At 68.9% G+C, this 23995-nt stretch carries 20 protein-coding genes; 12 read left to right on the plus strand and 8 right to left on the minus strand.

All coding sequences use genetic code 11. The features are described from left to right. Window positions 1-39: 39 nt before the first annotated feature. Window positions 40-2886, plus strand: coding sequence for a tetratricopeptide repeat protein (locus tag EBN03_RS35660; RefSeq protein WP_325052054.1), 2847 nt, complete (start codon window positions 40-42; stop codon window positions 2884-2886). Here the strand turns inward: EBN03_RS35660 and EBN03_RS05975 are convergent. From EBN03_RS05975 to EBN03_RS05980, 3 genes are all read right to left on the minus strand, one after another. Further along, window positions 2879-3964 (minus strand): YeiH family protein, encoded by a 1086-nt coding sequence (locus EBN03_RS05975; protein WP_122187324.1) that lies wholly within the window; start codon window positions 3962-3964, stop codon window positions 2879-2881. The genes EBN03_RS35660 and EBN03_RS05975 overlap by 8 nt on opposite strands. A 161-nt stretch (window positions 3965-4125) precedes the next feature. Next, window positions 4126-4263 carry a hypothetical protein gene (locus tag EBN03_RS34480; RefSeq protein ID WP_199742632.1) on the minus strand — a complete coding sequence of 46 codons (138 nt, stop codon included), beginning with the start codon at window positions 4261-4263 and terminating at the stop codon, window positions 4126-4128. Between the two features lie 133 nt (window positions 4264-4396). Next, entirely contained in the window at window positions 4397-5191 is a 795-nt protein-coding gene (locus EBN03_RS05980) for an LLM class F420-dependent oxidoreductase (RefSeq protein ID WP_122186924.1), read from the minus strand. Window positions 5192-5422: 231 nt separating this feature from the next. Here EBN03_RS05980 and EBN03_RS05985 point away from each other — a divergent pair, with 231 nt between their 5' ends. Next, window positions 5423-6505, plus strand: coding sequence for an ABC transporter ATP-binding protein (locus EBN03_RS05985; protein ID WP_122186925.1), 1083 nt, complete (start codon window positions 5423-5425; stop codon window positions 6503-6505). Window positions 6506-6509: 4 nt separating this feature from the next. Here EBN03_RS05985 and EBN03_RS05990 read toward each other — a convergent pair whose 3' ends face one another. Continuing rightward, window positions 6510-7016 (minus strand): winged helix-turn-helix transcriptional regulator, encoded by a 507-nt coding sequence (locus tag EBN03_RS05990; protein WP_233608198.1) that lies wholly within the window; start codon window positions 7014-7016, stop codon window positions 6510-6512. An 81-nt stretch (window positions 7017-7097) separates the two neighbouring features. Between EBN03_RS05990 and EBN03_RS05995 the strand changes: the two genes are divergently transcribed. Together EBN03_RS05995 and EBN03_RS06000 are read left to right on the plus strand one after the other, a co-directional pair. Continuing rightward, window positions 7098-8267, plus strand: a complete 1170-nt coding sequence (locus tag EBN03_RS05995; RefSeq protein ID WP_122186927.1) for a thiolase family protein — start codon at window positions 7098-7100, stop codon at window positions 8265-8267. A gap of 226 nt (window positions 8268-8493) precedes the next feature. Continuing rightward, window positions 8494-9468, plus strand: a complete 975-nt coding sequence (locus tag EBN03_RS06000; RefSeq protein WP_122186928.1) for an o-succinylbenzoate synthase — start codon at window positions 8494-8496, stop codon at window positions 9466-9468. 579 nt (window positions 9469-10047) lie between these two features. Here the strand turns inward: EBN03_RS06000 and EBN03_RS06005 are convergent. After that, window positions 10048-10560, minus strand: coding sequence for a TIGR04338 family metallohydrolase (locus tag EBN03_RS06005; RefSeq protein ID WP_122186929.1), 513 nt, complete (start codon window positions 10558-10560; stop codon window positions 10048-10050). After that, window positions 10557-11393, minus strand: a complete 837-nt coding sequence (locus tag EBN03_RS06010) for a DUF2786 domain-containing protein (protein WP_199742633.1) — start codon at window positions 11391-11393, stop codon at window positions 10557-10559. Before EBN03_RS06010 ends, EBN03_RS06005 begins: the two co-directional genes overlap by 4 nt. A 168-nt stretch (window positions 11394-11561) precedes the next feature. Between EBN03_RS06010 and EBN03_RS06015 the strand changes: the two genes are divergently transcribed. The 6 genes from EBN03_RS06015 (at window position 11562) to EBN03_RS06040 (ending at window position 18651) form a co-directional block, all read left to right on the plus strand. After that, a complete protein-coding gene (locus EBN03_RS06015) occupies window positions 11562-12857 on the plus strand; it encodes an ABC transporter substrate-binding protein (protein WP_122186930.1) in 1296 nt (431 codons plus the stop codon). A gap of 19 nt (window positions 12858-12876) precedes the next feature. Then, window positions 12877-13842: a carbohydrate ABC transporter permease gene (locus tag EBN03_RS06020; RefSeq protein WP_122186931.1), complete on the plus strand. Its 966-nt coding sequence runs from the start codon at window positions 12877-12879 to the stop codon at window positions 13840-13842. Continuing rightward, window positions 13842-14726, plus strand: a complete 885-nt coding sequence (locus tag EBN03_RS06025) for a carbohydrate ABC transporter permease (RefSeq protein ID WP_122186932.1) — start codon at window positions 13842-13844, stop codon at window positions 14724-14726. The genes EBN03_RS06020 and EBN03_RS06025 overlap by 1 nt, the downstream gene beginning before the upstream one ends. A 294-nt stretch (window positions 14727-15020) precedes the next feature. Beyond that, complete coding sequence (locus EBN03_RS06030) at window positions 15021-17270, plus strand: transglycosylase domain-containing protein (protein WP_122187326.1); 2250 nt, start codon at window positions 15021-15023, stop codon at window positions 17268-17270. A gap of 484 nt (window positions 17271-17754) precedes the next feature. Next, window positions 17755-18216, plus strand: a complete 462-nt coding sequence (locus EBN03_RS06035) for a GyrI-like domain-containing protein (RefSeq protein ID WP_122186933.1) — start codon at window positions 17755-17757, stop codon at window positions 18214-18216. Between the two features lie 9 nt (window positions 18217-18225). Next, window positions 18226-18651: a GyrI-like domain-containing protein gene (locus EBN03_RS06040; RefSeq protein WP_122186934.1), complete on the plus strand. Its 426-nt coding sequence runs from the start codon at window positions 18226-18228 to the stop codon at window positions 18649-18651. 191 nt (window positions 18652-18842) lie between these two features. Here the strand turns inward: EBN03_RS06040 and EBN03_RS06045 are convergent, their stop codons facing one another. Both EBN03_RS06045 and EBN03_RS06050 read right to left on the minus strand, forming a co-directional pair. After that, complete coding sequence (locus EBN03_RS06045; RefSeq protein WP_122186935.1) at window positions 18843-19946, minus strand: inositol-3-phosphate synthase; 1104 nt, start codon at window positions 19944-19946, stop codon at window positions 18843-18845. Further along, window positions 19939-20475, minus strand: coding sequence for a PadR family transcriptional regulator (locus EBN03_RS06050; protein WP_122187327.1), 537 nt, complete (start codon window positions 20473-20475; stop codon window positions 19939-19941). The genes EBN03_RS06045 and EBN03_RS06050 overlap by 8 nt, the downstream gene beginning before the upstream one ends. 135 nt (window positions 20476-20610) lie before the next feature. Between EBN03_RS06050 and EBN03_RS06055 the strand changes: the two genes are divergently transcribed. Further along, complete coding sequence (locus EBN03_RS06055) at window positions 20611-21021, plus strand: DUF5318 domain-containing protein (protein ID WP_158675547.1); 411 nt, start codon at window positions 20611-20613, stop codon at window positions 21019-21021. Between the two features lie 94 nt (window positions 21022-21115). Further along, the gene (locus EBN03_RS06060; protein ID WP_407671087.1) at window positions 21116-23986 is read left to right on the plus strand and encodes a transglycosylase domain-containing protein; all 2871 of its coding nucleotides are present in this window, start codon (window positions 21116-21118) and stop codon (window positions 23984-23986) included. The last annotated feature ends 9 nt before the right edge of the window (window positions 23987-23995 follow it).

Here is a 23995-nt window from a genome sequence, read left to right on the forward strand (position 1 = left end):
AGCCCCGGTGCCTCCGGCAGCGGAGGCACATATTCCACAGTGCCGCAGAGTGATACGCGTGCAGCCGGTCGGGAGCGCCTACTCGCCGGAGCGGCCGCGTACCAGGCCGGTGACACCGCTGCGGCGCTGGCGATCTTCACCGCGTTGGCAACTGAGGCCGAGGGCCGGATTCGGGTGTCTGCCATGGTCAATGCGGGGAGCATGGCGGATCGGATGGGGGATCACGACCGTGCGGTGCGGTGGATGCGGGAAGCGCTCGCGGAGATGGGGGACGAGGACGCGGACCTGAGGGCCTCGACACTGGTGAATTATTCGCAGGCACTGCAACATCTGGGTGATCTGGACGGAGCCCAGGTGGCGCTGACCGAGTGTCGGGAGCTGCTGGCGGAGCTCGAACCCGGCTCGCTGTGGGTCGCCTGCCTGCTGTCGTCCACGGCGGTGGCGATTGCGCGAGAGCAGTGGGCGGCGGCGATCGAACTGGCACAGGAGACGCTGGATACGACCGCCCGGCTCGCCCCGGAGCTGGCGGGGCATCCGCTGATGAATCTGGCGGCAGCCTATTTCGAGACCGGACGGACCGACCTGGGGATCGATTTCGCGGAGCAGGCGCTGACGGCGTTCGAGGTAGCCGAAGATGCCACGGGGGTGGCCGAGGCTCGGCAGAACCTGGCGCTCATGCACATTCGCCGGAATCGGCCGGACGACGCAGAGCCGCTGCTGGTCGCGGCGCAGGACTACTTCGAACGGGCCGGGTTGGCACCGCGGGCCGGGATCGGGCTCAAGGCACTGGGGTTCCTGGCCGAGTGCCGCGGAGACCAGGCCGGGGCCTATGCGCTGTACCGCCGCAGCACCGAGCAGTTCGATTCCGCAGCAGCGCATCTGGAGGCAGCGGAGGCGCGGGTTCGACTCGCCACCGCAGCCTTCGCGCTGGGCCGTCCCGACGAGGCGGAACAGCTGCTGGACAACGCGTTCCGGGTATACGCCGCGCACGACCTGGGCCACCGCTGCGCTCAGATCGACTATTGGCATGCGGCACTGCTGGAATCGGCGCTCGACTACGAGCGACCCGATCCCGCTGTGGTGGGTCGTGCGACCGGATTGGCCGTGGCCTCCGCCTTGGCCATCGACGCGGTCCGGTTCAGTTTCCCCAGCGCTGCCCAGCGGCTGCAATGGGAGCAGAACCTGGCCCGACCGGCACAGCGGCTGGCCTTTCGGTTCGCCACCCTCTCCGGCGCCGCGCATCTGCTGGCCGAGCTGGTCGAAACCCAGTGTGCGGGTTCGACAGTGCAGCCGGAGCGACCCGAACACGCACCACCGCGACGGTTGCCGCTGCAACTGCCTGAACCGTCGACTCCCGATCCACCGCCGGGGACCCTGGCGCTCGGAGTCACGCTCGCCGCCGCCGTCGCGGTGACCGGGCTGCGAGTCTCGTTGCCCCCGCTGCTGCGGGTCGGTCCACCGGACCGCATCGCTCTCGCCGACCACTTGACGGCCGCCGAGCGACGGTACCGGCTGGAGCTTCGCAATCGGAGGGTACCCGCGTTGCACACCTCGGCCGAGATCGCCGAGTCGGCCGTCGAGTTCGGCCCTGCCGCCGGGGAAGCTGCCGACGGGCAGGAGGATCCGCCGACACTGCTCCTCCGCATGGCCGATGCCGGTGAACTGTACCTGTATTGGCAGTGGGGCCGTGCGGTGTCCGAGCCGGGGATCGCGGTTGTCCCCGAGGATCAGGTGGTCGCGCTGGTGGAGCGGGTGGCCGCCGCACTGCCGAATCCGACGCGACCTGACGGTCTCGAATCCGCGCTCACTGCCAGTGAATTGGTAGACCCGGTAGCCGAATTAGACCTGGCTCAGCAGTTGTCGCGGACGTTTCTGCCCTATCGGTTGGCCGAGCAACTGTATCGGTACTACACCGCTGGGGTGCGGCCGCGGATTCGGATCCAGCCGTCGCCGCGGGTCGCCCAGATCCCCTGGGAGCTCATGGCTCCCGACCCCGCAGTGCGGTTGCTCGATCTGGCCGATATCAGTCAGCTCGCGCCGGCGGGGTTGATCCACACACCGGGGCGCACGCAGCGGTCGTGGGGTGAGTCGGCCGATCTGCCTCGGGTGGCGGTTCTGGATCCGCGGGTACCGGGATTCCGTGCCGACTCGGCGCTCGGATCGGTGCTCGGACGGATGGCCGCGGAATCGCCGCTGCTGCAACGGGTCGAGAAGTACCGCCAGCGAGATCTGTTGCGGCCGAAGGTGGACAGTGCGGTGGAGGCGTTTCGGCGCTCCGACGTTGATCGCGAATGGCTCAGTGACACTTTGCGTTCCGGGGCCGCCCGGCTGCTCTACGTGGGGCACGTGACCGCTGCGGCGCCCGAGACCGGGCTCAGTGAACTGGCTCGCCTGCACCTGGCGTGCCGGGACGACACCGACGGGTGGGCCGAGCCCGAACGGACGCATCGCCCGCTGTCCGCTCGCGACCTCATCCTCGGCGGGCCGGGCGGTGCGCCGGGCGAGGGACCCCGGCACTGGCCGATTCCCAGCCGGGTCGCCCTGATCGCCTGTGAGAGCGGCGGTGACCTGCGGTTCGGTGAACCTCTCGGCCTGGTGGCGGCGATGCTGCACGGTGGGGCCGAACTCGTGACGGCCGGTCGGTGGGCATTGCCCACCGACCTGGCCTTTCACCGGTTCGCCGGGGCCGAATCGCACACACATCCGCTGCAGGAGGCGATCTGCGCGATCGACGCCGCGCACGAAGCCGCCGATCCGGTTCGCGCACTGAATGATTGGCAGCGCGCCCGGCTCGCGGCCTGGCGCGCCGGTGGCTCGGTCGTCGACTCGCCGCTGCTGTGGGCGGCGTTCACGACCGTGTGTTCCCCGGCGCCCCAGGTCAGTTGACCACGCCCCAGTGCAGGACGCGGGACGCGAACAGCACCAGCCCGAGCGACACCGCCGCCACCACGACCAGCCCGACCACCGCGACCGCCAGCGGGCGCCACCCGGTCTTGCCGAGCTCCCGGAAGTCGGTGTTCAGGCCGACGCCCGCGAAGGTGAGCAGGAACGCCCAGCGCGACGCGTTGCCCAGACTCGTCAACTGCCCCTTGTTCAGCCAGTGCAGGGTGGCCAGCGCCGACACCGCCAGGAAGCCGAGCACGAACTTGGGGAACTTCGCCCAGACGAATTCTGCCTTGGCGCGCACCCCGGGCGCGATCGCGTCGGCCTCGCCGCGCCCCGCCCAGTAGAGCGCGAAACCCAGGACCACGAAACCGATCAGGGCGTTGCGGGTCGACTTGACCAGCACGGCGAGCTTGCCCGCCGCATCCGAATAGAGGTATCCGGTCGCGGTCGTCTCCGCGGTGTTGTCCACCGCCAGACCCGCCCAGAGCCCGAATTCGTGGTCGCTCAAGCCGATTCCGTGGCCGATCGCGGGCAGCGTGAACAGGGCGACCGCGCCGAGTGCGAGGATCGCGGCGATCGCGTAACTCACATCCGAGTTCTTCGCCCGGATCGCGCCGCGCGCCGCGGCGATGGCGGACACGCCACAGATCGACGTGCCGATCGCCAGCAGGGAGCCGAGTTTCCCGGACAGGCCCAGCAATCGGGACACGGTGAGGATGACTGTCCCGGCCACCGTCATGTCGACGAGGATCAGCACGAAACTGGTGCCACCGAGTTTCGCGACGTCACCGAGCACGAACCGGGAGCCCAGCAGGACGATTCCGGCCTTCAGCCAGAACTCGTAGCTGCCGACGCCCGGCTTGAAGATTCGGTGCACACCAACGGTATTCACAATGATGATGCCGAATACGATCGCCCACAGCACGTATTCGATATCGGGGAACGAATGGTGATGGGCTTTCGCCCACCGGTTGAGCCAGATTTCGGTGTACTTGCCCGCCAGGCCGATCACGATCAGGAGCGCGATCCCGGGTAGATATCCGAGCAACCGACGCAGTTCCGTCACCGGTGGCGCGATCGCCTCGGCCGACGTGAATTCCGTTTCAGGCGTGACTGTTTCGGCGGAAGCGCCCTGCGTTTCGATCGGGACGGACGTCTCGGCGGGTACGCCCGCCGGCTCGGACGGATTCGCGGGCACGGATGTTCCACTCACAGTGGTGTTCTCGGCAGACACGGCACTCACCACGAGATCTTCGACACGAGGCCCGTGATCACGAGAATCACGATCACCGCCGCGAAAAGTACCGCCCACCAGTCCAACCCGATCCGTGCGAGCACGGACCGATCCGGGGTGGGCGCGGGGCCCGATTCACTCATGACTGCTCCTAGCCACACCGGCCGCGGGGGTGTTCACCCACGGTCAGCAGTCATGGTGCGGCCGGATCCCGCCAGCGGGAACCGATGCGATCACGGTGATTCCAGCGCCGGCCACCCGACCGGAGGGTCCCGTTCAGGCGATGCCGGTGACCGGCTCCGGGTTGTAGTCGTCCCGCCATCCGATCGCCTCGACCACCGCGCTCAGGTCGTAGTCCGGACCGCCGACCCCGACGGTGAACAGGGTGACGCCCGCGGCCGCCAGCGCACCGGCGGCCTCGGCACCAGGCCACTGCACGGACCGTTCGATCAGCGCCGGGTCGCGGCCGACGACCGCGCAGTGCTCGGCGAGGATCTTCGACTTGCGCTGCAGCACTTCGAGATCCGCGAAGGTGTGCCAGATGTCGGCGTAATCGGCCACCAGGCGCAGGGTTTTGCGTTCGCCGCCACCGCCGATCAGGATCGGCATCGGTCCCACCGGGGGCGGGTTCAGCCGCGCCAATCGGTCGGTGATCCGGGCCAGCGAGTCCTTGAACTTGTCGATCCGCGTTCCGGCGGTACCGAATTCGTAGCCGTACTCGTCGTAGTCGCGTTCGAACCAGCCGGCCCCGAGGCCCAGGATCAGCCGCCCGCCGGAGATGTGGTCGACGGTGCGGGCCATATCGGCCAGCAGGTCGGGGTTACGGTAGCCGCCGCCGGTCACCAGCGCGCCCAGCCGCACCCGCTCGGTCTGTTCGGCGATCGCGCCCAACATGGTCCAGCACTCGAAATGTGCGCCGTCGGGGTCGCCGTAGAGCGGATAGAAGTGGTCCCAGTTGAAGACCACGTCCACCCCGACGTCCTCGGCGCGCAGGACGGCGTCGCGGATCAGGCCGTACTTCGGGGCCTGCTGGGGCTGGATCTGCACACCGATGCGGATCGGGCGGCTCATGATCGCTCCTCGTCGACGGCACAAGCGGAACAGGGCAGAACGGACCGTTCCACACGCTACCCGGCCCACCGCCCGATCGGTCAAGGCCCGCAGCCGGTAGCCGAGCGGAACCGCTCAGGCCGCCGACGGGCGACGAACTACGGCTAGGATTCGAGGGCTGCGGTTCGCCCCGGCTCCCCTCTATTCGGATCGTCCGGCACGTTCCTGCCGGTGAAGGGACGTTCATTCGTCATGGCCACAGTCGTCTTCGACCGGACCACCCGGCTGTACCCGGGCAGCACCACGCCCGCGGTGGATTCGCTGAACCTGGAGATCGCCGACGGCGAGTTCCTGGTGCTGGTCGGGCCGTCCGGGTGCGGCAAGTCCACCTCGCTGCGCATGCTGGCGGGGCTCGAAGAGGTGAACGGCGGCCGCATCCTGATCGGCGACCGGGACGTCACGCACGCCGAGCCCAAGGAACGCGACATCGCGATGGTGTTCCAGAACTACGCGCTGTACCCGCACATGACCGTGGCGGAGAACATGGGCTTCGCGCTGAAGATGGCGAAGGTCGGCAAGGCCGAGATCGCGGAGCGCGTCGCCGAGGCGGCGAAGCTGCTGGACCTCGAGCAGTACCTGGACCGCAAGCCGAAGGCGCTGTCGGGTGGTCAGCGGCAGCGCGTCGCGATGGGCCGCGCGATCGTGCGGCAGCCGCAGGTGTTCCTGATGGACGAGCCGCTGTCGAACCTGGACGCCAAGCTGCGCGTGCAGACCCGCACCCAGATCGCGCAGCTGCAGCGTCGGCTGGGAACCACCACCGTCTATGTCACGCACGACCAGGTCGAGGCCATGACCATGGGTGACCGGGTCGCGGTGCTAAAGGACGGCATCCTGCAGCAGTGCGCGGCGCCGCGCGACCTGTACCGCAATCCGGCGAACCTGTTCGTGGCCGGGTTCATGGGTTCACCGGCGATGAACCTGTTCACGCTGCCGCTGCAGGGTGATTCGGTGGTGCTGGGCGGGTTCACCATCCAGGTTCCGCGCGAGGTGACCTCCGCGGCGAACGGTTCGGTCGTGGTCGGGATCCGGCCCGAACATCTGATGTTGACCCAGCAGAGCATCGGCATCGCCGCCGAGGTCGACGTGCTGGAGGAGCTGGGTTCCGACGCCTATATCTACGGCCGTACCCCGATCCTGCCCAACGACGGATCGCAGTCGATCGTGGCCCGCGCCGACTGGCGCAACCCGCCGCCGCGCGGCACCCGCCTGTATCTGGCGCCGGACCCGAAGCACACCTATTTCTTCGCTCCCGACGACGGGCGCCGCCTGGCCTGATCGGTCAGCGCGAGCGCGCGGATCGCCGCTGGGCCAGGTAGTCCGGGTTGACCCGGACCTGAACGCCTTCCAGCGGCACTTCGCTCCCGGACGCGCTGCGCAGTTCGAGCTGGACCGGTTCCCCGGTCGCGTCCGTCACGCGCTGCAGCGGCGGGATGCCGTCCTGCAGGTACTTGTCACCCCACTGCCACAGCCCCAGCACGACCGGCAGTACGTCGCGGCCCATGTCGGTGAGGACGTATTCGTGCCGGGTGCGTTTGCCTTCCTCCTGGTAGGGCTGCTTGCGGAGCAGGCCGGCCGCGGTCAGTTTGCGCAGGGCGGCGGCGGCCGCGGCGTCGGTGACGCCGACTCGTTCGGCGAACGCGTCGAAGCGCGTGGTGCCGTACATGGCTTCGCGCAGGATGAGGATCGCCGAGCGGGTGCCGACGATGTCGAGGGCTTTGGCGATCGAGCAGCCGTCGGGCTTCCAGCGGCTGAGATCCCGCAACCGGTCTTCCAGGATTACGGACATGTGATCCATCATAACTCGATCTGGCTTGCGTTGAGTATTGTTAGCTCCTAGGCTGACTATAGTTCACGAAAGGAACTGGTCATGAGAGACGCAGTCATCGCCGCCGCTGTCCGCACTCCGATCGGCAAGGGCAAGCCCACCGGCGCCCTGCACGAGGTCCATTCCGTCGACCTGCTCGCCCACAGCCTGCGCGAAGTGGTCCGGCAGACCGGAATCGATCCGGCCCTGATCGACGACGTGATCGGCGGCGTGGTCACCCAGGTCGGCGAGCAGAGCAACAACGTCACCCGGCGCGCCACCCTCGCCGCCGGCTACCCCGAATCCGTACCCGCCACCACCGTCGACCGGCAGTGCGGCAGCAGCCAGCAGGCCATCTCCTTCGCGGCGCAGGGCGTCATCGCCGGCGCCTACGACGTGGTCGTCGCCGCCGGGCTCGAATCCATGAGCCGAGTACCCATGGGCACCAACCTGATCGGCACCAGCGACCCCGTGGGCGCCGACCTCGCCGGCCGCTACCCGGAAGGACTGGTGCCGCAAGGCATCAGCGCCGAACTGATCGCCGCGCGCTGGGGCATCAGCCGCACCCGGATGGACGAATTCGCGCTCGCCAGCCACGAGAAGGCAGCAGCCGCGACCAAAGCCGGGCTCTTCGAGCGCCAATTGATTCCGGTGCACGGACTCTCCACCGACGAGGGCATTCGGACCGGCAGCACCGTGGAACAGCTCGCCGGTCTCCGCTCCGCCTATTACAGCGCGGAGTACGCGACGCGCTTCCCGGAGATCGGCTGGAACATCACCGCCGCCAACGCATCCCAGATCAACGACGGCAGCGCTGCGGTACTGATCACGACCAGCGCGAAGGCCCGCGAACTCGGCCTCACCCCGCTGGCCCGCATCCACACCACCACCGTGGTCGGCGACGACCCACTGCTCATGCTCACCGCGATCATCCCCGCCACCCGAAAGGTCCTGCAGCGAGCCGGATTACAGCTGTCCGACATCGACCTGTTCGAGGTGAACGAGGCCTTCTCCTCGGTGGTACTGGCCTGGGCCGCCGACACCGGCGCCGACCTGTCGAAGGTGAACGTGCACGGCGGCGCCATCGCGCTGGGCCACCCGCTCGGCGCGTCCGGCGCCCGCCTGGCCACCACGCTCGTGCACGCCATGCACGACACTGGTGCCCGGTACGGACTGCAAACCATGTGCGAGGCAGGCGGATTGGCCAACGCCACGGTGTACGAGCGACTCTGAGCGAGCGGAGCCCGGCCAGTCGCCGACTACGGGCAATTGCGAGCACGCCCGGCCCCAACATGCACGGCACGGGCCGAGAATCGACCTGATCGCTGTCATGCGCACATGTGCGTATGACAGCGATCCGCGCGTCCCGCTTCGGCAGGCGGCAGGTGAATAATCGACGGGTCGTGCCGATCGGTACCGAGCACGCTCGAGTGCTGCGGCGGCCGGATAACGTGGCGGGATGGACGAGCTGGTGGAGGTCGGGTCGGCGGTGGTCTACGCGATCCCGTTGCGGACCCGGTTTCGCGGGATCACCGTGCGCGAGGGTGTCCTGATCCGGGGCCCGCTCGGGTGGGGTGAGTTCTGCCCGTTCCCCGAGTACGACGATCGGGAGGCGGCGCAGTGGCTGGCGACCGCGGTCGAGCAGGTCGGCGTGGGGTGGCCGGGGGCGATCCGGGACCGGATCGCGGTGAACTGCATCGTGCCGGCCGTCGATCCGGAGCGGGCGCATGCGATCGTGGCCGGATCCGGTTGCTGGACAGCGAAAGTGAAGGTCGCCGACCATCCCGGGTCACTCGCCGAGGATCTCGCGCGGGTCGAGGCGGTGCGGGATGCGCTGGGGCCGGGCGGGGCGGTCCGGATCGACGCCAACGGGGTGTGGGACGTCGACATCGCCGTCGACCACATCGGGCGCATCGATCGAGCGGCGGGTGGTCTGGAATACGTCGAGCAACCGTGCCGCAGCATCGAGGAACTGGCCGCCGTGCGCCGCAAGGTCGACGTGCGGATCGCGGCAGACGAGTCCATCCGGCGGGCCGAGGATCCACTGCGGGTCGCGGTCGCCGGCGCGGCCGATATCGCGATCCTGAAATGCACCCCGCTGGGCGGCGTGCGGCGCGCACTGGAGGTCGCGGCGGCCGCCGGTCTGCCGTGTGTGGTGTCGTCCGCGCTGGAGACCAGCGTCGGACTGTCCGCGCAGCTCGCCCTGGCCGCGTGCCTGCCGGAACCGTCCTTCGCCTGCGGCCTCGGGACACTGCGCCTGTTCGAGGGGGATGTGACCGCGACGCCGTTGCTGCCGGTCGACGGCTTCCTCGACGTGCCGGCCACGCCGCCGGTTCCCGATCCGAACCTGCTGGACCGCTACCGCCACCCCGACCCGGAGCGCACCCGCTGGTGGCTCGACCGGTTGACCCGGGTCGCCCGGCTGCTCGAATAGTCGCCACCGGAGGCCGAGAACTCGCCGAGTGCGGTCCGAAATACGCGCCGGCACGAGCCGAGTTCGATCGAACCGGCGGCGCGGCGGTCCGCGCGCAGCCGGGTTCGCCCGAATTCACCCCCGCAAACTCTCTGTTAACCACCCGTACCGCCCCCACCTCTGGCAGCATTGCGGCAGTCACACCTCTGTGCCCCCACCCGGACGGGTCCGACGATGGAGGACGTGCTCGTGCAGTTGCCGGACAACAACCGACCACCCGCTGTGCGCCCGCAGCAGGTGTGGGAACGCCGCCTGACCGCCGTCCCCGTCGAACCGGCCACCGACGACACCACCCCGACCCAGCCCTTCGCGGCACAGCCACAGCAACTCGAGCAACCACCGCCGCCGAAGCCCTCCCTGGGCCGCCGCGCCGACCGGCAGCTGTTCGGCATGTTCCCGGTCGAGGACGAGTTCGCCGCTTTTACCGGCTTCGATCCACGGTCACCCGCCGGCTTCCACGCCCCGGCCACCCCGGGCGGCGGCCTCGACACACCGGTAGCCCCAGCGGCATCGGCCGATCCGAGCAGCCCGTCCGACACCTCAACCGACCCGTACCCCGCAGCCGAGGAAGCCCGAACGCAGCACCAGGGCGGCCTCGGGTCCGACGACGCCGTCGACGAGTTCCACATAGCGCTCACAGAACTCTGGGCCATGGGGGGCGACATCGGACCCGGCGGGCTGGAGATGATGGGCGATTTCATGGAGGACGACGAGTTCCCGTAGCGCCCAGCCCGGCCCGCTGCCGTGCACCGGGACGGCCAGTACCGCGCGGCCGGTCTCGTAGTGGGCGGCGGACGTGCCCGCCCGGGCGCGCACGCGGATCGGGGTGGCGGCCTGATCCCATTGCGCCCGAACCCAATTCAATGCCAGCACGCGGTCGACATAACTCTGCACCGACTCCACCGAACCGAAGCGCCGCTCGACGGGCAGCGTGAGTTGCGAGCCCAGCACCTCGACCGTGCGCACCCCCGACGCGTCGGCCACCTCGAACATGCGCCGGACCAGACCCTCCGCGTCGTACACCCGGGACCGTTGGGTGTCGCGCACACTCACCCCGCGGGACCCAACTGTGCACGGGCAGCGCCCAATTCGGGTGCGGTGCCCAGACGCGCGGCCCGGCCCGCCCGGTCGCCCGCCTGCCGGGCACCGCGCGAATACCCCGCCGATTCCTGCGGGCCACGCCAGCGCCCGCGGGCCTGCGAGGTACTGCGATAGAAGTCGAGCAGTTCGAGTTCCTTGTCGCGCAACACGAGTGCGGTACCCGTGGCGGCCGCCGGCTCGGCCGCCGCCTCCCGGGTCACCTCCGCGCGGGCCTCGTCCAGCCGTGTGCCGATCCGCGCCGCGAACGCCATCTGGAAGTTCAGCCGCGCGGTCACGGCCGCCACCGGCGCCTGTACCCGGCGCTGCACCGTTCTGCCCCAGCGCTTCTCGGCCACCACCTTCTCCACGGTCGCCGACTTGTACACCCCGGACTTGATGTAGTGGTCCGACGCCCGCACCATCTGTACCAGCAGGCTCGCGTACAGCGCCTCACACGTCGCGATATCGGACTCGAAGCCGTGCGCGAACACCTGGGTGGACGACCGCGCCACATCGCACTGCACATCGTTGGCCGACGCGATCGCCACGAACAACTGGACGTAGGTACGCAATCCGCGTTTACCGGGCTCACCAATGGGAACGATCTTCTGCACCGGCGTCGTCCGGCGCTCCCGGACCGCCACATGGGCCCGGGCGACCGCCAGATCGATCGAGGACCGCGTCGCCAGCCGCTGCGCGGCGGTCAGGAACGCCTCCGCCTCGTGCTCGTTGTCGGTCGACTCGGCCTGCCGCAGCAACCCGCCGATGCGGGTCAACACCTTGTCCTGGGCCGGGTTGGTGCTCATGCGATCACGATACGAGAGCGCACCGACACCGGCCCCGGGCCTCGAACCCTGCCCCCGCGCGGCCCGGGCAATCGGGGCCTTCAGAGGCGCGTCCACAGGCCGACAATGTATCTTCCGTTGTGCAAACGCTGAGTGTGCCGGCGCTCACGGACCAACCCTGGAGTATCGATGGCCTTGAAATCCTCGCGACGTACCTCCCTGGTCTCGCGCGCCGCCCTCGCCGCGGTGTCGACCGCACTGCTCACGGCGACGTTCACCAGCGCCTGCTCCAGCAGCAGCGGCGGTGACCCGTCCGCGCAGAACCTGACCGGTCGCGGGCCCATCACCTACGTCGAGGGCAAGGACACCACCCAGAACGGCGCGGTCCGGCTGATGATCGACCGGTGGAACTCCACCCACCCGGACGAGAAGGTCACCTTCAAGGAGCAGTCCGCGGACGCCTCCCAGCAGTACGACGACCTGGCCCAGCACATGAAGGCCAAGCAGTCGGACTACGACGTGATGGCGCTCGACGTCACCGACACCGCCGAGTTCGCCGCGAAGGGCTGGATCCAGCCGCTGAAGGACTCCTTCGCGATCGACACCTCGAACCTGCTGTCGCCCACCGTGACCAGCGCGACCTACAAGAACACCCTGTACGCGGTGCCGCGCAACACCAACGGTGGCCTGCTGTACTACCGCAAGGACCTGGTCCCCACCGCGCCGCGCACCTGGAGCGAGATGCTCGCCGACTGCGCCATCGCCCGCGACCACAACATGGGTTGCTACTCCGGCCAGTTCGCCCCCTACGAGGGTCTGACCGTGAACGCGTCCGAGGTCATCAACGCCTACGGCGGCACCTTCATCGGCTCCGACGGCCGCACGCCGACCGTCGACAGCCCGGAATCCCGTGCGGGCCTGCAGGTGCTGGTCGACGCCTACAAGAACGGTGACATTCCCAAGGAAGCCATCGGCTACAAGGAGGCAGAGAGCCAGGACGCGTTCGAGCAGGGCAAGCTGCTCTTCGTCCGCACCTGGCCGAACCTGTTCGACGTGGCCAACTCCGACGCCTCCGCGGTCAAGGGCGACTTCGACGTCGCGCCGCTGCCCGGCAAGGACGGCGTCGGCGCCTCCACCCTCGGTGGCTACAACGCCGCCATCAGCACCTACTCCACGCACAAGGCCACCGCACTGGACTTCCTGCGGTTCCTGATCGGCGAGGACGCGCAGCGGCTCATCGCCACCGGTGGCTTCCCGCCGGTGCTCAAGTCGATGTACGACGACCCGGCCCTGAAGGCCAAGTACCCGTACCTGACCGCGCTCAAGGAGTCGATCGCTAGCGCCGTGCCGCGCCCGGTGACCCCGTTCTACCCGGCCGTGTCCAAGGCCATCCAGGACAACGCCACCGCCGCCATGACCGGCAAGGAGTCCGTCGACACCGCCATCGCCCAGATGCAGAAGGGCATCGCGGCCGCCGGCGCGTGAGCCGCGACGTCCTTCACACATCGGTCCGGTAGGAGAAAGAACGGTGTCACAACGCTGGCGGCCCTGGCTGTTCGTCGCGCCCGTGCTGTTGTCGCTGGCCGTGGTCATCGGATATCCGGTGGTCCGGGCGATCTGGATGTCCTTCCAGAAGGACGCCGGGCTCAACGAGGCCACCGGCATGTTCGAGGAGGGCGGCCCGGCCGGGTTCGACAACTACTCGCACTGGCTGCTGCAGCAGTGCCCGTTGCCGGGCGGCGGCACCGAGACCTGCCCGACCGGCAACCTGGGCTCGCAGTTCTGGGTCGCGGTCGGCATCACCCTGCTGTTCGCGGTGGTGACGGTCACGCTCGAGGCGTCCATCGGGCTCGGCATGGCGATGGTGATGGGTAAGACGTTCAAGGGCCGGGCCCTGCTGCGCGCGTCGGTGCTGATCCCGTGGGCCATCCCCACCGCTGTCACCGCGCGGCTGTGGGAGTTCATGTTCCAGTACGACGGTGTGGTGAACCGGGTGCTCGGCACACACATCCTGTGGCAGCAGGACGCGTGGCCGTCCCGGTTCGCGGTCATCATCGCCGACGTGTGGAAGACGACGCCGTTCATGGCGCTGCTGATCCTGGCCGGGCTGCAGGTCATCCCGGCGGACGTGTACGAGGCCGCGAAGGTCGACGGCGCCTCCGCCTGGCAGCGGTTCACCCAGATCACCATGCCGCTGCTCAAGCCGGCGCTGCTGGTCGCGGTGCTGTTCCGGACCATGGACGCGCTGCGGCTCTACGACCTGCCGGCCATCATGACCCAGGGCAACTCCGCGACCCGGACCGTCTCGATCCTGGTCGTCGACCAGTTGCGTCAGGGCTCTACCGACAACAGCGCCTCGGCCCTGTCGGTGCTCACCTTCCTGCTGATCTTCGCGGTCGCGTTCGTCCTGGTGAAGGTGCTGGGCGCGAACGCGGTGGCGACCCAGGAAGAACAGCGGAAGGCGCACTGATGGCGACTGTGACGACCCCGATGGACGCGCCCGAACGGCCCGCCGTGCCGTGGACGGCCCGGCTCGGTTCGGCCCGCGTCTACGTGGGCGCGCTGATCGTGCTGGTGTGGGGACTGGGACCGTTCTACTGGATGGTGGTCACCGCGTTCCGCGACCCCGCCTACACCTTCGACAACTCGCCGTGGCCGACCCATGTGACGCTGACGAACTTCCGCAACGCGTTCGACACCTCACGCGGGAACGACTTCGGCCGGGCCCTGCTCAACAGTGCCGTGATCGGTGGTCTGACCACCGCGCTGGCCCTGGTGCTGGGGATCATGGCCGCGTATGCGTTGGCCCGCATCGACTTCCGCGGCAAGTCGCTGATCGCCGGGCTGATCCTGTCGGCGTCGATGTTCCCGGTGGTCGTGCTGGTGACCCCGTTGTTCCAGCTGTTCACGAACATCGGCTGGATCGGGCACTACCAGGCGATGGTCATCCCGAACATCTCGTTCGTGCTGCCGATGACCGTCTACATCCTGGCGTCGTTCTTCGCCGAACTGCCGTGGGAGCTGGAGGAAGCCGCCCGGATCGACGGCGCCTCCCGGTTCCAGGCATTCCGGCTGATCATGCTGCCGCTGGCCGCGCCCGCGGTGTTCACCACCGCGATCCTGGCCTTCATCGCGGCCGTGAACGAGTACCTGCTGTCGTCGTTGCTGTCCTCGTCCGGCACCGAGCCGGTGACGGTCGCGATCGCCCGGTTCTCCGGCAACGACCCGCACGTGCCCCCGTACACCGCGATCATGGCCGCTGGGACGATCGTCACAGTGCCGCTGGTCGTCATGGTGCTGGTGTTCCAGCGGCGCATCATCTCGGGTCTGACCGCGGGCGGCGTCAAGAGCTGACCGGCACTCCGGATCACAGGTAGTAACAGAGACGGCCTCGGCGCTCGAACGAGCACCGGGGCCGTCGTATGGTGGAGACTTCGGTGTAGTTCGTCGAACATCCTCCCGAGGAGATGATCGCGTGAACGAGCGAAGTATCCGGCCGGCCCTGCCCGACCCAGCCGCCAGTCGCGGCACGGTTCAGGTGGACAGGTGAGTTCCGGCGGTAGACCGGGCGGTTCGGGAAGGCCGAGCCTGCGCGACCTCCTGCACCGTTGGAACGAACTCGTGGGCACCGCGGCGAATCGCCGGCGCATGCGGCAGGGCCTGCAGATGCGGCCCGTGCGCCACCGGGCTCCCGCACCCGCCGCCCCGGCCGACACGGACACCGGAACCCGAGCCGCCGTAGCGGACTGGACGCGGTCCGGCCGCCGTGCCGGGCGCTTGGTCCTCGCACTGTTCCTGATCTTCCTGGTGGTGCCGGCGCTGTTGTGCGCGCTGGCCTATTGGAGTGCCCAGGTCCCCCGCCCCAGCGCGGTGCAGACCAATCAGATCGCCACGGTCACCGCCGCCGACGGTACCACTGTGCTGGCGAAAATCATTCCGCCCGAAGGCAATCGGACCCTGGTCAAGCTGGACGACGTCCCGATGCCGGTGCGCGACGCGGTGCTGGCCGCCGAGGACCGCAACTTCTACTCCAACCCGGGCTTCTCCACTCAGGCGTTCCTGCGCGCGGCCCGCGACAATCTGCTCGGGCGCCAGGACGCCGGTGGTGGTTCCACGATCACCCAGCAGTACGTGAAGAACGCCTTCCTCGACTCCGAGCGCAGCCTGACCCGCAAGATGCGGGAACTGATCATCTCCGCGAAGATGGCGCGGCAGTGGAGCAAGGACGACATCCTCGCCGCGTACCTGAACACGATCTACTACGGCCGTGGGGCCTACGGGATTTCGGCCGCCGCGCGCGCCTATTTCGACAAGCACGTGCCGGATCTGACCCTCGCGGAGGGCGCGGTGCTGGCCTCGGTGATTCGCACCCCGTCCCTGCTGGACCCGGAGACCCACCACGATCAACTGGTGGCCCGCTGGAACTACGTGCTCGACGGCATGGTCACCATGGGCAAGCTGACACCGGATCAGCGTGCCGCACAACAGTTCCCGAACATCATCGGCCCATCGGCGCTCGACGACGCGACCCACACCCCGAACGGGCTGATCCGCACCCGGGTGCTCGACGAGATGCGGGCCGCCGGCATCACCGACGACGAAATCAACACCGGCGCACTGCGAATCACCACCACGATCGACCGCCGCGCCCAGCAGGCCGCCGTGGACGCCGTGCACAGCACCCTCGACAACCAACCGCCCGACCTGCGCACCGCAGTGGTGTCGATCGACCCCAGAACCGGTGCGGTGCGGGCCTATTACGGCGGTGACGACGGCGTCGGCTACGACTTCGCGCAGGCGCCGTTGCAGACCGGGTCCTCGTTCAAGACGTTCGCGGTGCTGGCCGCCGTCCAACAGAACGTGCCGCTGTCCTATCAGCTCGACAGCGGTCCGATCACGGTGAACGGCGTGAGCGTCAGCAACGTGGGCAACGAGACCTGCGGAACCTGTTCGCTGGCAGAGGCTTTCAAGCGTTCGCTCAACACCAGCTTCTACCGGCTGACCGAGACCGTGGGCCCGCAGGCGGTCGCGGACGCCGCCCACGCCGCCGGGATCCCGGAACGGATCCCCGGCGTCGCGGGCACCTCGCTGACGGATTCGGACACCGGTACGCCGTCCCCGTCGATCGCGCTGGGCGTGTACTCGGTCCGGCCGATCGACATGGCCTCGGCCTACGCGACGCTGGCCGCCTCCGGCATGTACCACTCGCCGTACTTCGTGCAGAAGGTGGTGACCGGTGACGGCCGGGTACTGCTGGACCACGGAAACCCGGCCGGCACCCTGCGGGTGACCGCGGCGGCCGCCGACACCACCACACACGCGATGCTGCCGATCGCCGGCTACTCCAACGGCCACGACCTGGCCGGCCGGCCCTCGGCCGCCAAGACCGGCACCACCCAGCTCGGGGACACCGGCGCCGACAAGGACGCCTGGATGATCGGTTTCACGCCGTCGCTGTCCACCGCGGTGTGGATCGGAACCGAACAGCCGCAAGCGATCACGACCCGCTGGGGTGGCCCGATCTACGGTTCCGGGCTGCCCGCCGACATCTGGAAGCGGACCATGGACGGCGCCCTGGCCGACAGCCCGGTCGAACAGTTCGCGCAGCCAACCGACCCGCCGCTGTTGCTCGACCCGGGCCCGCCCCCGCCGGGCGAGGCCCCGGCCCCACCGGCGCCCGCACCGGCCTGGTCCGGTCCGGACCCGTCCGCGATCGGGCCCGCCGCCCCGGCACCCGCTCCCGCGCCGCAACAGGCCCCGCTGCGCGGCGGCCCGTTCGACACACCGGACCCGGGTCCCCCGCCGGAGGACCCGGCGCCGGGCCTGTTGGTACCGCCGCCGAACACGCCCCGGGAGGTGCAGATCCTGCCCGGACTGACCATTCAGCTGCCGGGCTGACATGGAATTGCCGAACCGATTCTCGAACTGGCGCGGATGCGCAATCCCGGCGGCACCGGCGGACAGAAAGTGTCACCCGCGCAGGCGCGAACAGCGGTGGCCCGGTGAAACCGGGTCACGCTGACGCGCAATGGCGTGTTCGGTCCGCCGCCTGACCGGTCAGAGCCTGTTTTGTGACGAAGTGAATCCTCGTTATGCGGCCACTGTCCGGCCCGCGCCGATAGGGTAGGGCGCACGCCCCCGGGTGCCGGAGTTGTGAAACAGGGATATGAAACTGAACACTATTCGGGGCGGGCCGCTGTGGAGTGATAGTGGATGGATGCGGGAGGATAGGCGCAGTGATCGACCAACGGGACGCCCCGATCGGATCTGCCGCCCGCAACCGCAGTAGATCCGATCAGGCACCGCTGGCAGCAAAGTGGGTGACCGGACCGAGTGGCATCGGGCGGCCCGCCACACCGCACGAGACTTAGGGGCGACACCGGTGGATTTCGAAATCGTCGAGCGCCCGGAGACGCTGGTCGCCGGAACTGTGCTCCGCAGCCCGGCACTGGCGGTCGAGGGCCCGCGCAGACAGCGCGTGGAGGACGCCTGGAAAGCGCAGCTGACCCGGACCATGCCGGGACCTCCGGCGACCGCGTACGTGGATCACGCGCCGGAGATCGGCTCGTATCTGACCCACATCATCGGCTACCGCTGCGAGTCGCTGGACGATCTGGAGCCCGGCGACGTCCTGGCCCGGGTGCCCGGCGGCACCTTCGCCAAGTTCGTCACCGGTGGCGACAATCTCGGTGACGCCATCGTCTCGGTCTGGCGTTCGGTCTGGGACCTCGAAGCCGCCGGCACCATCACCCGTGCGTACACCGGAGATTTCGAACGGTATCCCGACGCCCGCACGGTCGAGATCTACGTCGCGGTGGAAACCGGCGACGAGGGCGACAGGTAGGAACGACACGTGGACTTCGAGATCGTCTCCATTCCCGGCAGCCTGGTGGGCGGCCTGACCGTGCCGCTGGCGGGCCGTGAGGTCACTGCCCGCGACCTGGACCTGGTCAATTTCACTTGGGACCGCTATCTGGCCCGGGAGAAGCCGGTCCCGCGGATCGCGGCCTACATCGGCCAGGACGACCACGCGGTGGCCGTGCTGGGTTACGAGCTGGAGGGGCTGGACCAGCTCGACACCGGCGACGTGCTGACCCGGGTACCGGCCGGCCGCTACGCCAAGTTCGTGGTCTCCGACAAGCCGTACGACCTGCTGCGCACGGCGTGGGCGCAGGTCGCCAAGGCGGAGGCCGCGGGCACCATCACCCGCTCGCACGTCGCTGAGATCGAGCGCTACACCGGGCCGACGTCGGTCGAGGTGTACGTCTCCCTGGACTAAGCTCGCCCGCCTCTCCGCGTTTCTTGCGGGCGGCTGAGAGCCGTCGGCTGTTTCGTATCCGTGCCTACGGTGCGTAGCGATCCAGTTCGGGCGTACCCGCCGAGTTACCCGGCCCGCACGAGATCAGTTGTCCTGAAACGTCGGAGCCGACCGGGTAGGTCCCGGTCGGCTTCCGTACTGACGTGCTGTAGTCAGTCTGCGTCGATGATGAAGGCTTCGAGCTGGGCGCGCGCGATGTCGTCCGCGATCTGCTGGGGCGGGGACTTCATCAGGTAGGCCGAGGCCGGGATGACCGGGCCGCCCAGGCCACGGTCCTTGGCGATCTTGGCCGCCCGCACCGCGTCGATGATGATGCCCGCCGAGTTCGGCGAGTCCCACACCTCGAGCTTGTACTCCAGGTTCAGCGGCACGTCACCGAAGGCGCGGCCCTCGAGCCGGACGTACGCCCACTTGCGGTCGTCGAGCCACTCCACGTAGTCCGAGGGGCCGATGTGCACGTTGCGGTCGTGCACCTTGCCCGACAGCGGGCCGTTCAGGTTGGAGGTGACGGCCTGGGTCTTGGAGACCTTCTTCGACTCCAGACGCTCCCGTTCGAGCATGTTCTTGAAGTCCATGTTGCCGCCGACGTTCAGCTGGTAGGTGCGGTCCAGCACCACGCCGCGGTCTTCGAACAGCTTGGCCATCACGCGGTGGGTGATGGTGGCACCGACCTGCGATTTGATGTCGTCGCCGACGATCGGCACGCCCGCGTCGGCGAACTTCTTCGCCCACACCGGGTCCGAGGCGATGAACACCGGCAGCGCGTTGACGAACGCGACGCCCGCGTCGATGGCGCACTGGGCGTAGAACTTGTCCGCTTCCTCGGAACCCACCGGCAGGTAGGACACCAGGACGTCGACCTCGGCGGCCTTCAGGGCGGCGACGACGTCGACCGGGTCGGCCTCGGACAGTTCGATGGTCTGCGCGTAGTACTTGCCGATGCCGTCGAGGGTCGGGCCGCGCTGGACGGTGACACCGGACGGCGGCACGTCGGCGATCTTGATGGTGTTGTTCTCGCTGGCGTTGATCGCGTCGGCGAGGTCGAAACCGACCTTCTTGGCGTCGACATCGAACGCGGCGACGAATTTGACGTCCCGCACGTGGTAGGCGCCGAACTTGACGTGCATCAGGCCGGGGACGCTGGAGTTCTCGTCCGCGTCCTTGTAGTACTGCACACCCTGAACCAGCGACGAGGCGCAGTTACCGACGCCGACGATGGCGACGCGAATCTCGCCGCCGGGTTTGTTCTCACTCATGGCCGGTTCTTCCTTCTTTCTCCGCGGCAATCAATTCGTTGAGCCAGCGCACTTCGCGCTCGCTTGATTCCAGACCCAGCTGGTGGAGCTGGCGGGTGTAGCGGTCGAAGGTTCCGCTGGCTCGTTTCACGGCCTCGCGCAATCCCTCTCGACGCTCCTCCACCTGCCTGCGCCGGCCTTCGAGGATTCGCATCCTGGCCTCGGCCGGGGTGCGGCCGAAGAACGCCAGGTGCACACCGAAGCCGTCGTCGGTGTAGTTCTGCGGGCCGGTGTCGGCGAGCAGTTCGCCGAAGCGGACCCGACCGGCGTCGGTGAGCTGGTAGACCCGGCGGGCCCGGCGGGTCATGGACAGGCCGTCGGGCACCTCCTCGGCGATCAGTCCGTCGGCCTGCATGCGCCGCAGGGTGGGGTAGAGCGACCCGTAGGAGAAGGCCCGAAACGGTCCGAGCAGGCCGGTGAGCCGTTTGCGCAGCTCGTAGCCGTGCATCGACGTGTCCAGGAGCAGCCCGAGGATCGCGAGTTCGAGCATTTCGGGCGCCACCTCCTGACTGTTCTCTCCACACCTAACCGATGGATACGACAGACACTATATCGGAGCGATACATCTGATGCAGCGTTGTTCACACCACGACCCGCTGGGGGCGCGGGCAAGTACTCTGGGGGCGTGCGAATTCAGCGGCAGGTGGTCGACTACGCGCTCCGGCGCCGGTCGCTGCTGGCCGACGTCTACGCGGGACGGGTGGATGTCGGCGAGGTATGCGACGCCAACCCCTACCTGCTCCGGGCGGCCAAATTCCATGGTCGCGGCAGTGATGTCACCTGCCCCATCTGCCGTAAAGAGCAGCTCACCCAGGTCTCCTGGGTGTACGGGGAGGGCCTGGGTCCGGCCGCCGGATCCGCCCGCGCCCCCGAGGAACTGCAGCGGATGGCGGAGACCCGCGAGGAGTTCACGGTGCACGTCGTGGAAGTGTGCCGGACCTGCAGCTGGAACCATCTGGTGCAGTCCTACGTGCTGGGCCGGACCCCGACGCCCACCCGGCGTCGCAGCGGCACCCGCCGGACTGCTGCGGAATGACGGGACCCGCGGATATATCTGGTGAGCGGGCGCGTGCACACCGTTGTGATCGCTCGCCTGCTGCCGACTCGATCAAGTTATGGAGAACGTTCCTGTGACTTCGCCCTACGACGACGGGCCGCACGGTGGCCGCATTCCGCGCGCACCGCAGGGGCCGGGAGGACAGCCGCAACGACCGGCCGGTCCCCCACCGGGACGTTCGATGCCGTACCGCCCGGACGAGACCCAGCGCGCTGGCGGCCCCGCCCCGCGCGGTCCCGGCGGCATGCCGCCGCGGGGGCCACAGGGCGGCGACCCGCGCGGACCGCAAGGCGGCGATCGACGCGGCCCACAGGGCGGCGATCCGCGCGGCCCACAGGGCGGTGACCGGCGCGGGCCGCAAGGCGACTACCCCCGTCGGCCGCAAGGCGACTACCCGCGTGGACCGCAGGGCGATCCGCAGCGGCGGCCCGCACCGCGCCCCGGCGACACCGGCGCCCAGTCCAACATGCCGATGGACGACTCGACCCGCCGCGTCATGGGCTCGCTGAGCGAGGCCGTCGCCCAGCGTGGACAGCGCCCCGGTGGCCGGCCCGGCGATCCGAGCCGTCCCGGTGATCCGAACCGCCCCGGCGCCGGCTCGCGACCGGCGACCGGATCCCAGCGCGCCGTCGGCCCCGGGCAGCGTGTCGGCGGTCCGCCCAACCGGCCGCCGAACGGGCGGCGCGGCACCGGCGGTGGTGGCGGCGACGGCCGCGGCCCGGCCTGGCTGCGGAACTTCAAATGGAAGTACGTGCGCCGCGCGGCATACGTGTTCTTCGCGCTGCTCATCATCATTCCGAGCACGGTGTTCCTGGTCGCCTACAACACGGTGTCGGTGCCCCGGCCGGGCGACCTGAAGAACAGTCAGACCGCGACCGTCCTCGCGGCCGACAACACCACGGTGATCAGCAAAATCGTTCCGCCGCAAGGCAACCGGACCGATGTGACGATCGACCAGATCCCGCCGCACGTGCGCAACGCCGTGATCGCGGCCGAGGACCGGTCCTTCTACACCAACCCGGGTTTCTCGGTCGGCGGCTTCGCCCGCGCGTTCCGCGACAACCTGCTGGGCAAGGAGAGCGCCGGTGGTGGTTCCACCATCACCCAGCAGTACGTGAAGAACGCGATGGTCGGTAACGAGCACTCGCTGACCCGAAAGATGCACGAGCTGGTCATCTCCGCGAAGATGGCCCGGTCGTGGAGCAAGGACGACATCCTCGTCGCCTACCTCAACACCATTCCGTTCGGCCGCGGGTCGTTCGGCATCGACGCCGCCGCACACGTCTACTTCAACAAGAAGGTCCAGGACCTGACCGTCGAAGAGGGCGCGATGCTGGCCGCCACGATCCAGCAGCCCTACGGTCTCGACCCGGAGCACAACCTCAAGGGCGCGCAGGAACGCTGGAACTACGTCCTCGACGGCATGGTCTCAATGGGCAACCTGCCCTCGGCCGACCGGGCGAAGATGCAGTACCCGGAGGTGCGCTCGTCCGCGGACGTCGACAACGAGCCGGGCAGCGGCACGGGGCCCGAGGGGCACATCAAGACCCAGGTGATGAACGAGCTGTCCGCCGCCGGGATCACCGACACCCAGATCAGCACCCTGGGCCTGCAGATCACCACCACCATCGACCCGCAGGCCCAGCAGGCCGCGCTCGACGCCGTCCACAAATACAGCGACGGCGAGCGCGAGGACAACCGGTACGCGGTGGTGTCGATCGACCCCAAGACCGGTGGCGTGAAGGCGTACTACGGCGGCGAGAACGGTGTCGGCCTGGACTACGCCAACTCCCCGGAGCAGACCGGTTCGACCGCGAAGGTCTGGGGTCTGGCCACCAATCTCGAACTGGGCAAACCGCTTTCGGAGATGTACGACAGTTCCACGGTCAACGACCACGGCATCCAGATCACCAACGTGGAGGGCGAGGGCTGCGGTACCTGCACCATCGCCCAGGCGCTGAAGATGTCGCTGAACACCAGCTTCATCCGCATGGAGATGGCCATGCAGCCGGCCAACAGCGGCGCCCAGAAGATCGCCGACATGGCGCACAAGCTGGGTATCCCGGAGACCATTCCGGGCATGGAAGGCAAGACGCTGCAGAACGCCGACGGCGGCGTGAACGACGGTGTGGTGCTGGGTGAGTACACGGTGCGCCCGATCGACATCGCCTCCACCTACGCGACGATCGCCAACTCCGGCATGTACCACGCGGTCCACTTCGTGCAGAAGGTCGTCGCGGCCGACGGTCAGGTGCTGCTCGACCGTGGCACACCCACCGGTGAGCAGCGGGTGTCGGCCGCGGTGGCCGACAACGTGATCGACGCGATGCGGCCGATCGCCGGCTGGTCGAACCACCACGATCTGGCCGGTGGCCGCCCGTCCGGCGCCAAGACCGGTACCACGCAGTACGGGACCGGCGGTGACGCCGGCGCCGACCAGGACGCCTGGATGATCGGGTTTACCCCGTCGCTGGCCACCGCGGTCTGGATCGGGCACGACACCCCGGCACCGCTGAAGACCGCCAGCGGCGGGCCGATGTACGGTTCGCAGCTGCCGTCGGACATCTGGAAGGCCACGATGGACGGCGCGCTCAAGGGCACGCCGGTCGAGCAGTTCCCGAAGCCCGCCGCCATCGCCGGCCAGGCCGGTGTGCCGTCGTGGTCGACGCCGTACACACCGCCGGCGACGCAGAATCCGCTGGTCCCGCAGTTCGTTCCGAGCATGGTTCCCGGACCGCCCGGGCCGTTCGGCCTGCCCGGTGTGCCGCAGGTGACGATGGTGCCGAACCCGGCCTGGACGCCTGCGCCCGCTCCCGATCCCAACCAGCCGAGCGGACCGGCACCCGGCCAGCCGATGGCCACCACCGACCCCGCGGCACCGGGTGCCGCACCCGGTGGAAATCCGGCAGCCGGGACACCCCCGGGGAACCGCAACGGCAGGTAGCCTCGGATG

Origin of the sequence: Nocardia stercoris, from assembly GCF_003696265.1 — a bacterium.
In the GTDB taxonomy this organism is placed as follows: domain Bacteria; phylum Actinomycetota; class Actinomycetes; order Mycobacteriales; family Mycobacteriaceae; genus Nocardia; species Nocardia stercoris.

Bases quoted from the DNA above. Each gene is read 5' to 3' on its own strand.
- EBN03_RS06000 (WP_122186928.1), top strand. From the start codon at position 8,494: ATGGACGAGCTGGTGGAGGTCGGGTCGGCGGTGGTCTACGCGATCCCG.
- EBN03_RS05990 (WP_233608198.1), bottom strand. From the start codon at position 7,016: ATGTCCGTAATCCTGGAAGACCGGTTGCGGGATCTCAGCCGCTGGAAG.
- EBN03_RS34480 (WP_199742632.1), bottom strand. From the start codon at position 4,263: ATGAGTGAATCGGGCCCCGCGCCCACCCCGGATCGGTCCGTGCTCGCA.
- EBN03_RS06015 (WP_122186930.1), top strand. From the start codon at position 11,562: ATGGCCTTGAAATCCTCGCGACGTACCTCCCTGGTCTCGCGCGCCGCC.
- EBN03_RS06025 (WP_122186932.1), top strand. From the start codon at position 13,842: ATGGCGACTGTGACGACCCCGATGGACGCGCCCGAACGGCCCGCCGTG.
- EBN03_RS06050 (WP_122187327.1), bottom strand. From the start codon at position 20,475: ATGCTCGAACTCGCGATCCTCGGGCTGCTCCTGGACACGTCGATGCAC.
- EBN03_RS05980 (WP_122186924.1), bottom strand. From the start codon at position 5,191: ATGAGCCGCCCGATCCGCATCGGTGTGCAGATCCAGCCCCAGCAGGCC.
- EBN03_RS05985 (WP_122186925.1), top strand. From the start codon at position 5,423: ATGGCCACAGTCGTCTTCGACCGGACCACCCGGCTGTACCCGGGCAGC.
- EBN03_RS06030 (WP_122187326.1), top strand. From the start codon at position 15,021: ATGCGGCAGGGCCTGCAGATGCGGCCCGTGCGCCACCGGGCTCCCGCA.
- EBN03_RS06010 (WP_199742633.1), bottom strand. From the start codon at position 11,393: ATGAGCACCAACCCGGCCCAGGACAAGGTGTTGACCCGCATCGGCGGG.
- EBN03_RS06045 (WP_122186935.1), bottom strand. From the start codon at position 19,946: ATGAGTGAGAACAAACCCGGCGGCGAGATTCGCGTCGCCATCGTCGGC.
- EBN03_RS05995 (WP_122186927.1), top strand. From the start codon at position 7,098: ATGAGAGACGCAGTCATCGCCGCCGCTGTCCGCACTCCGATCGGCAAG.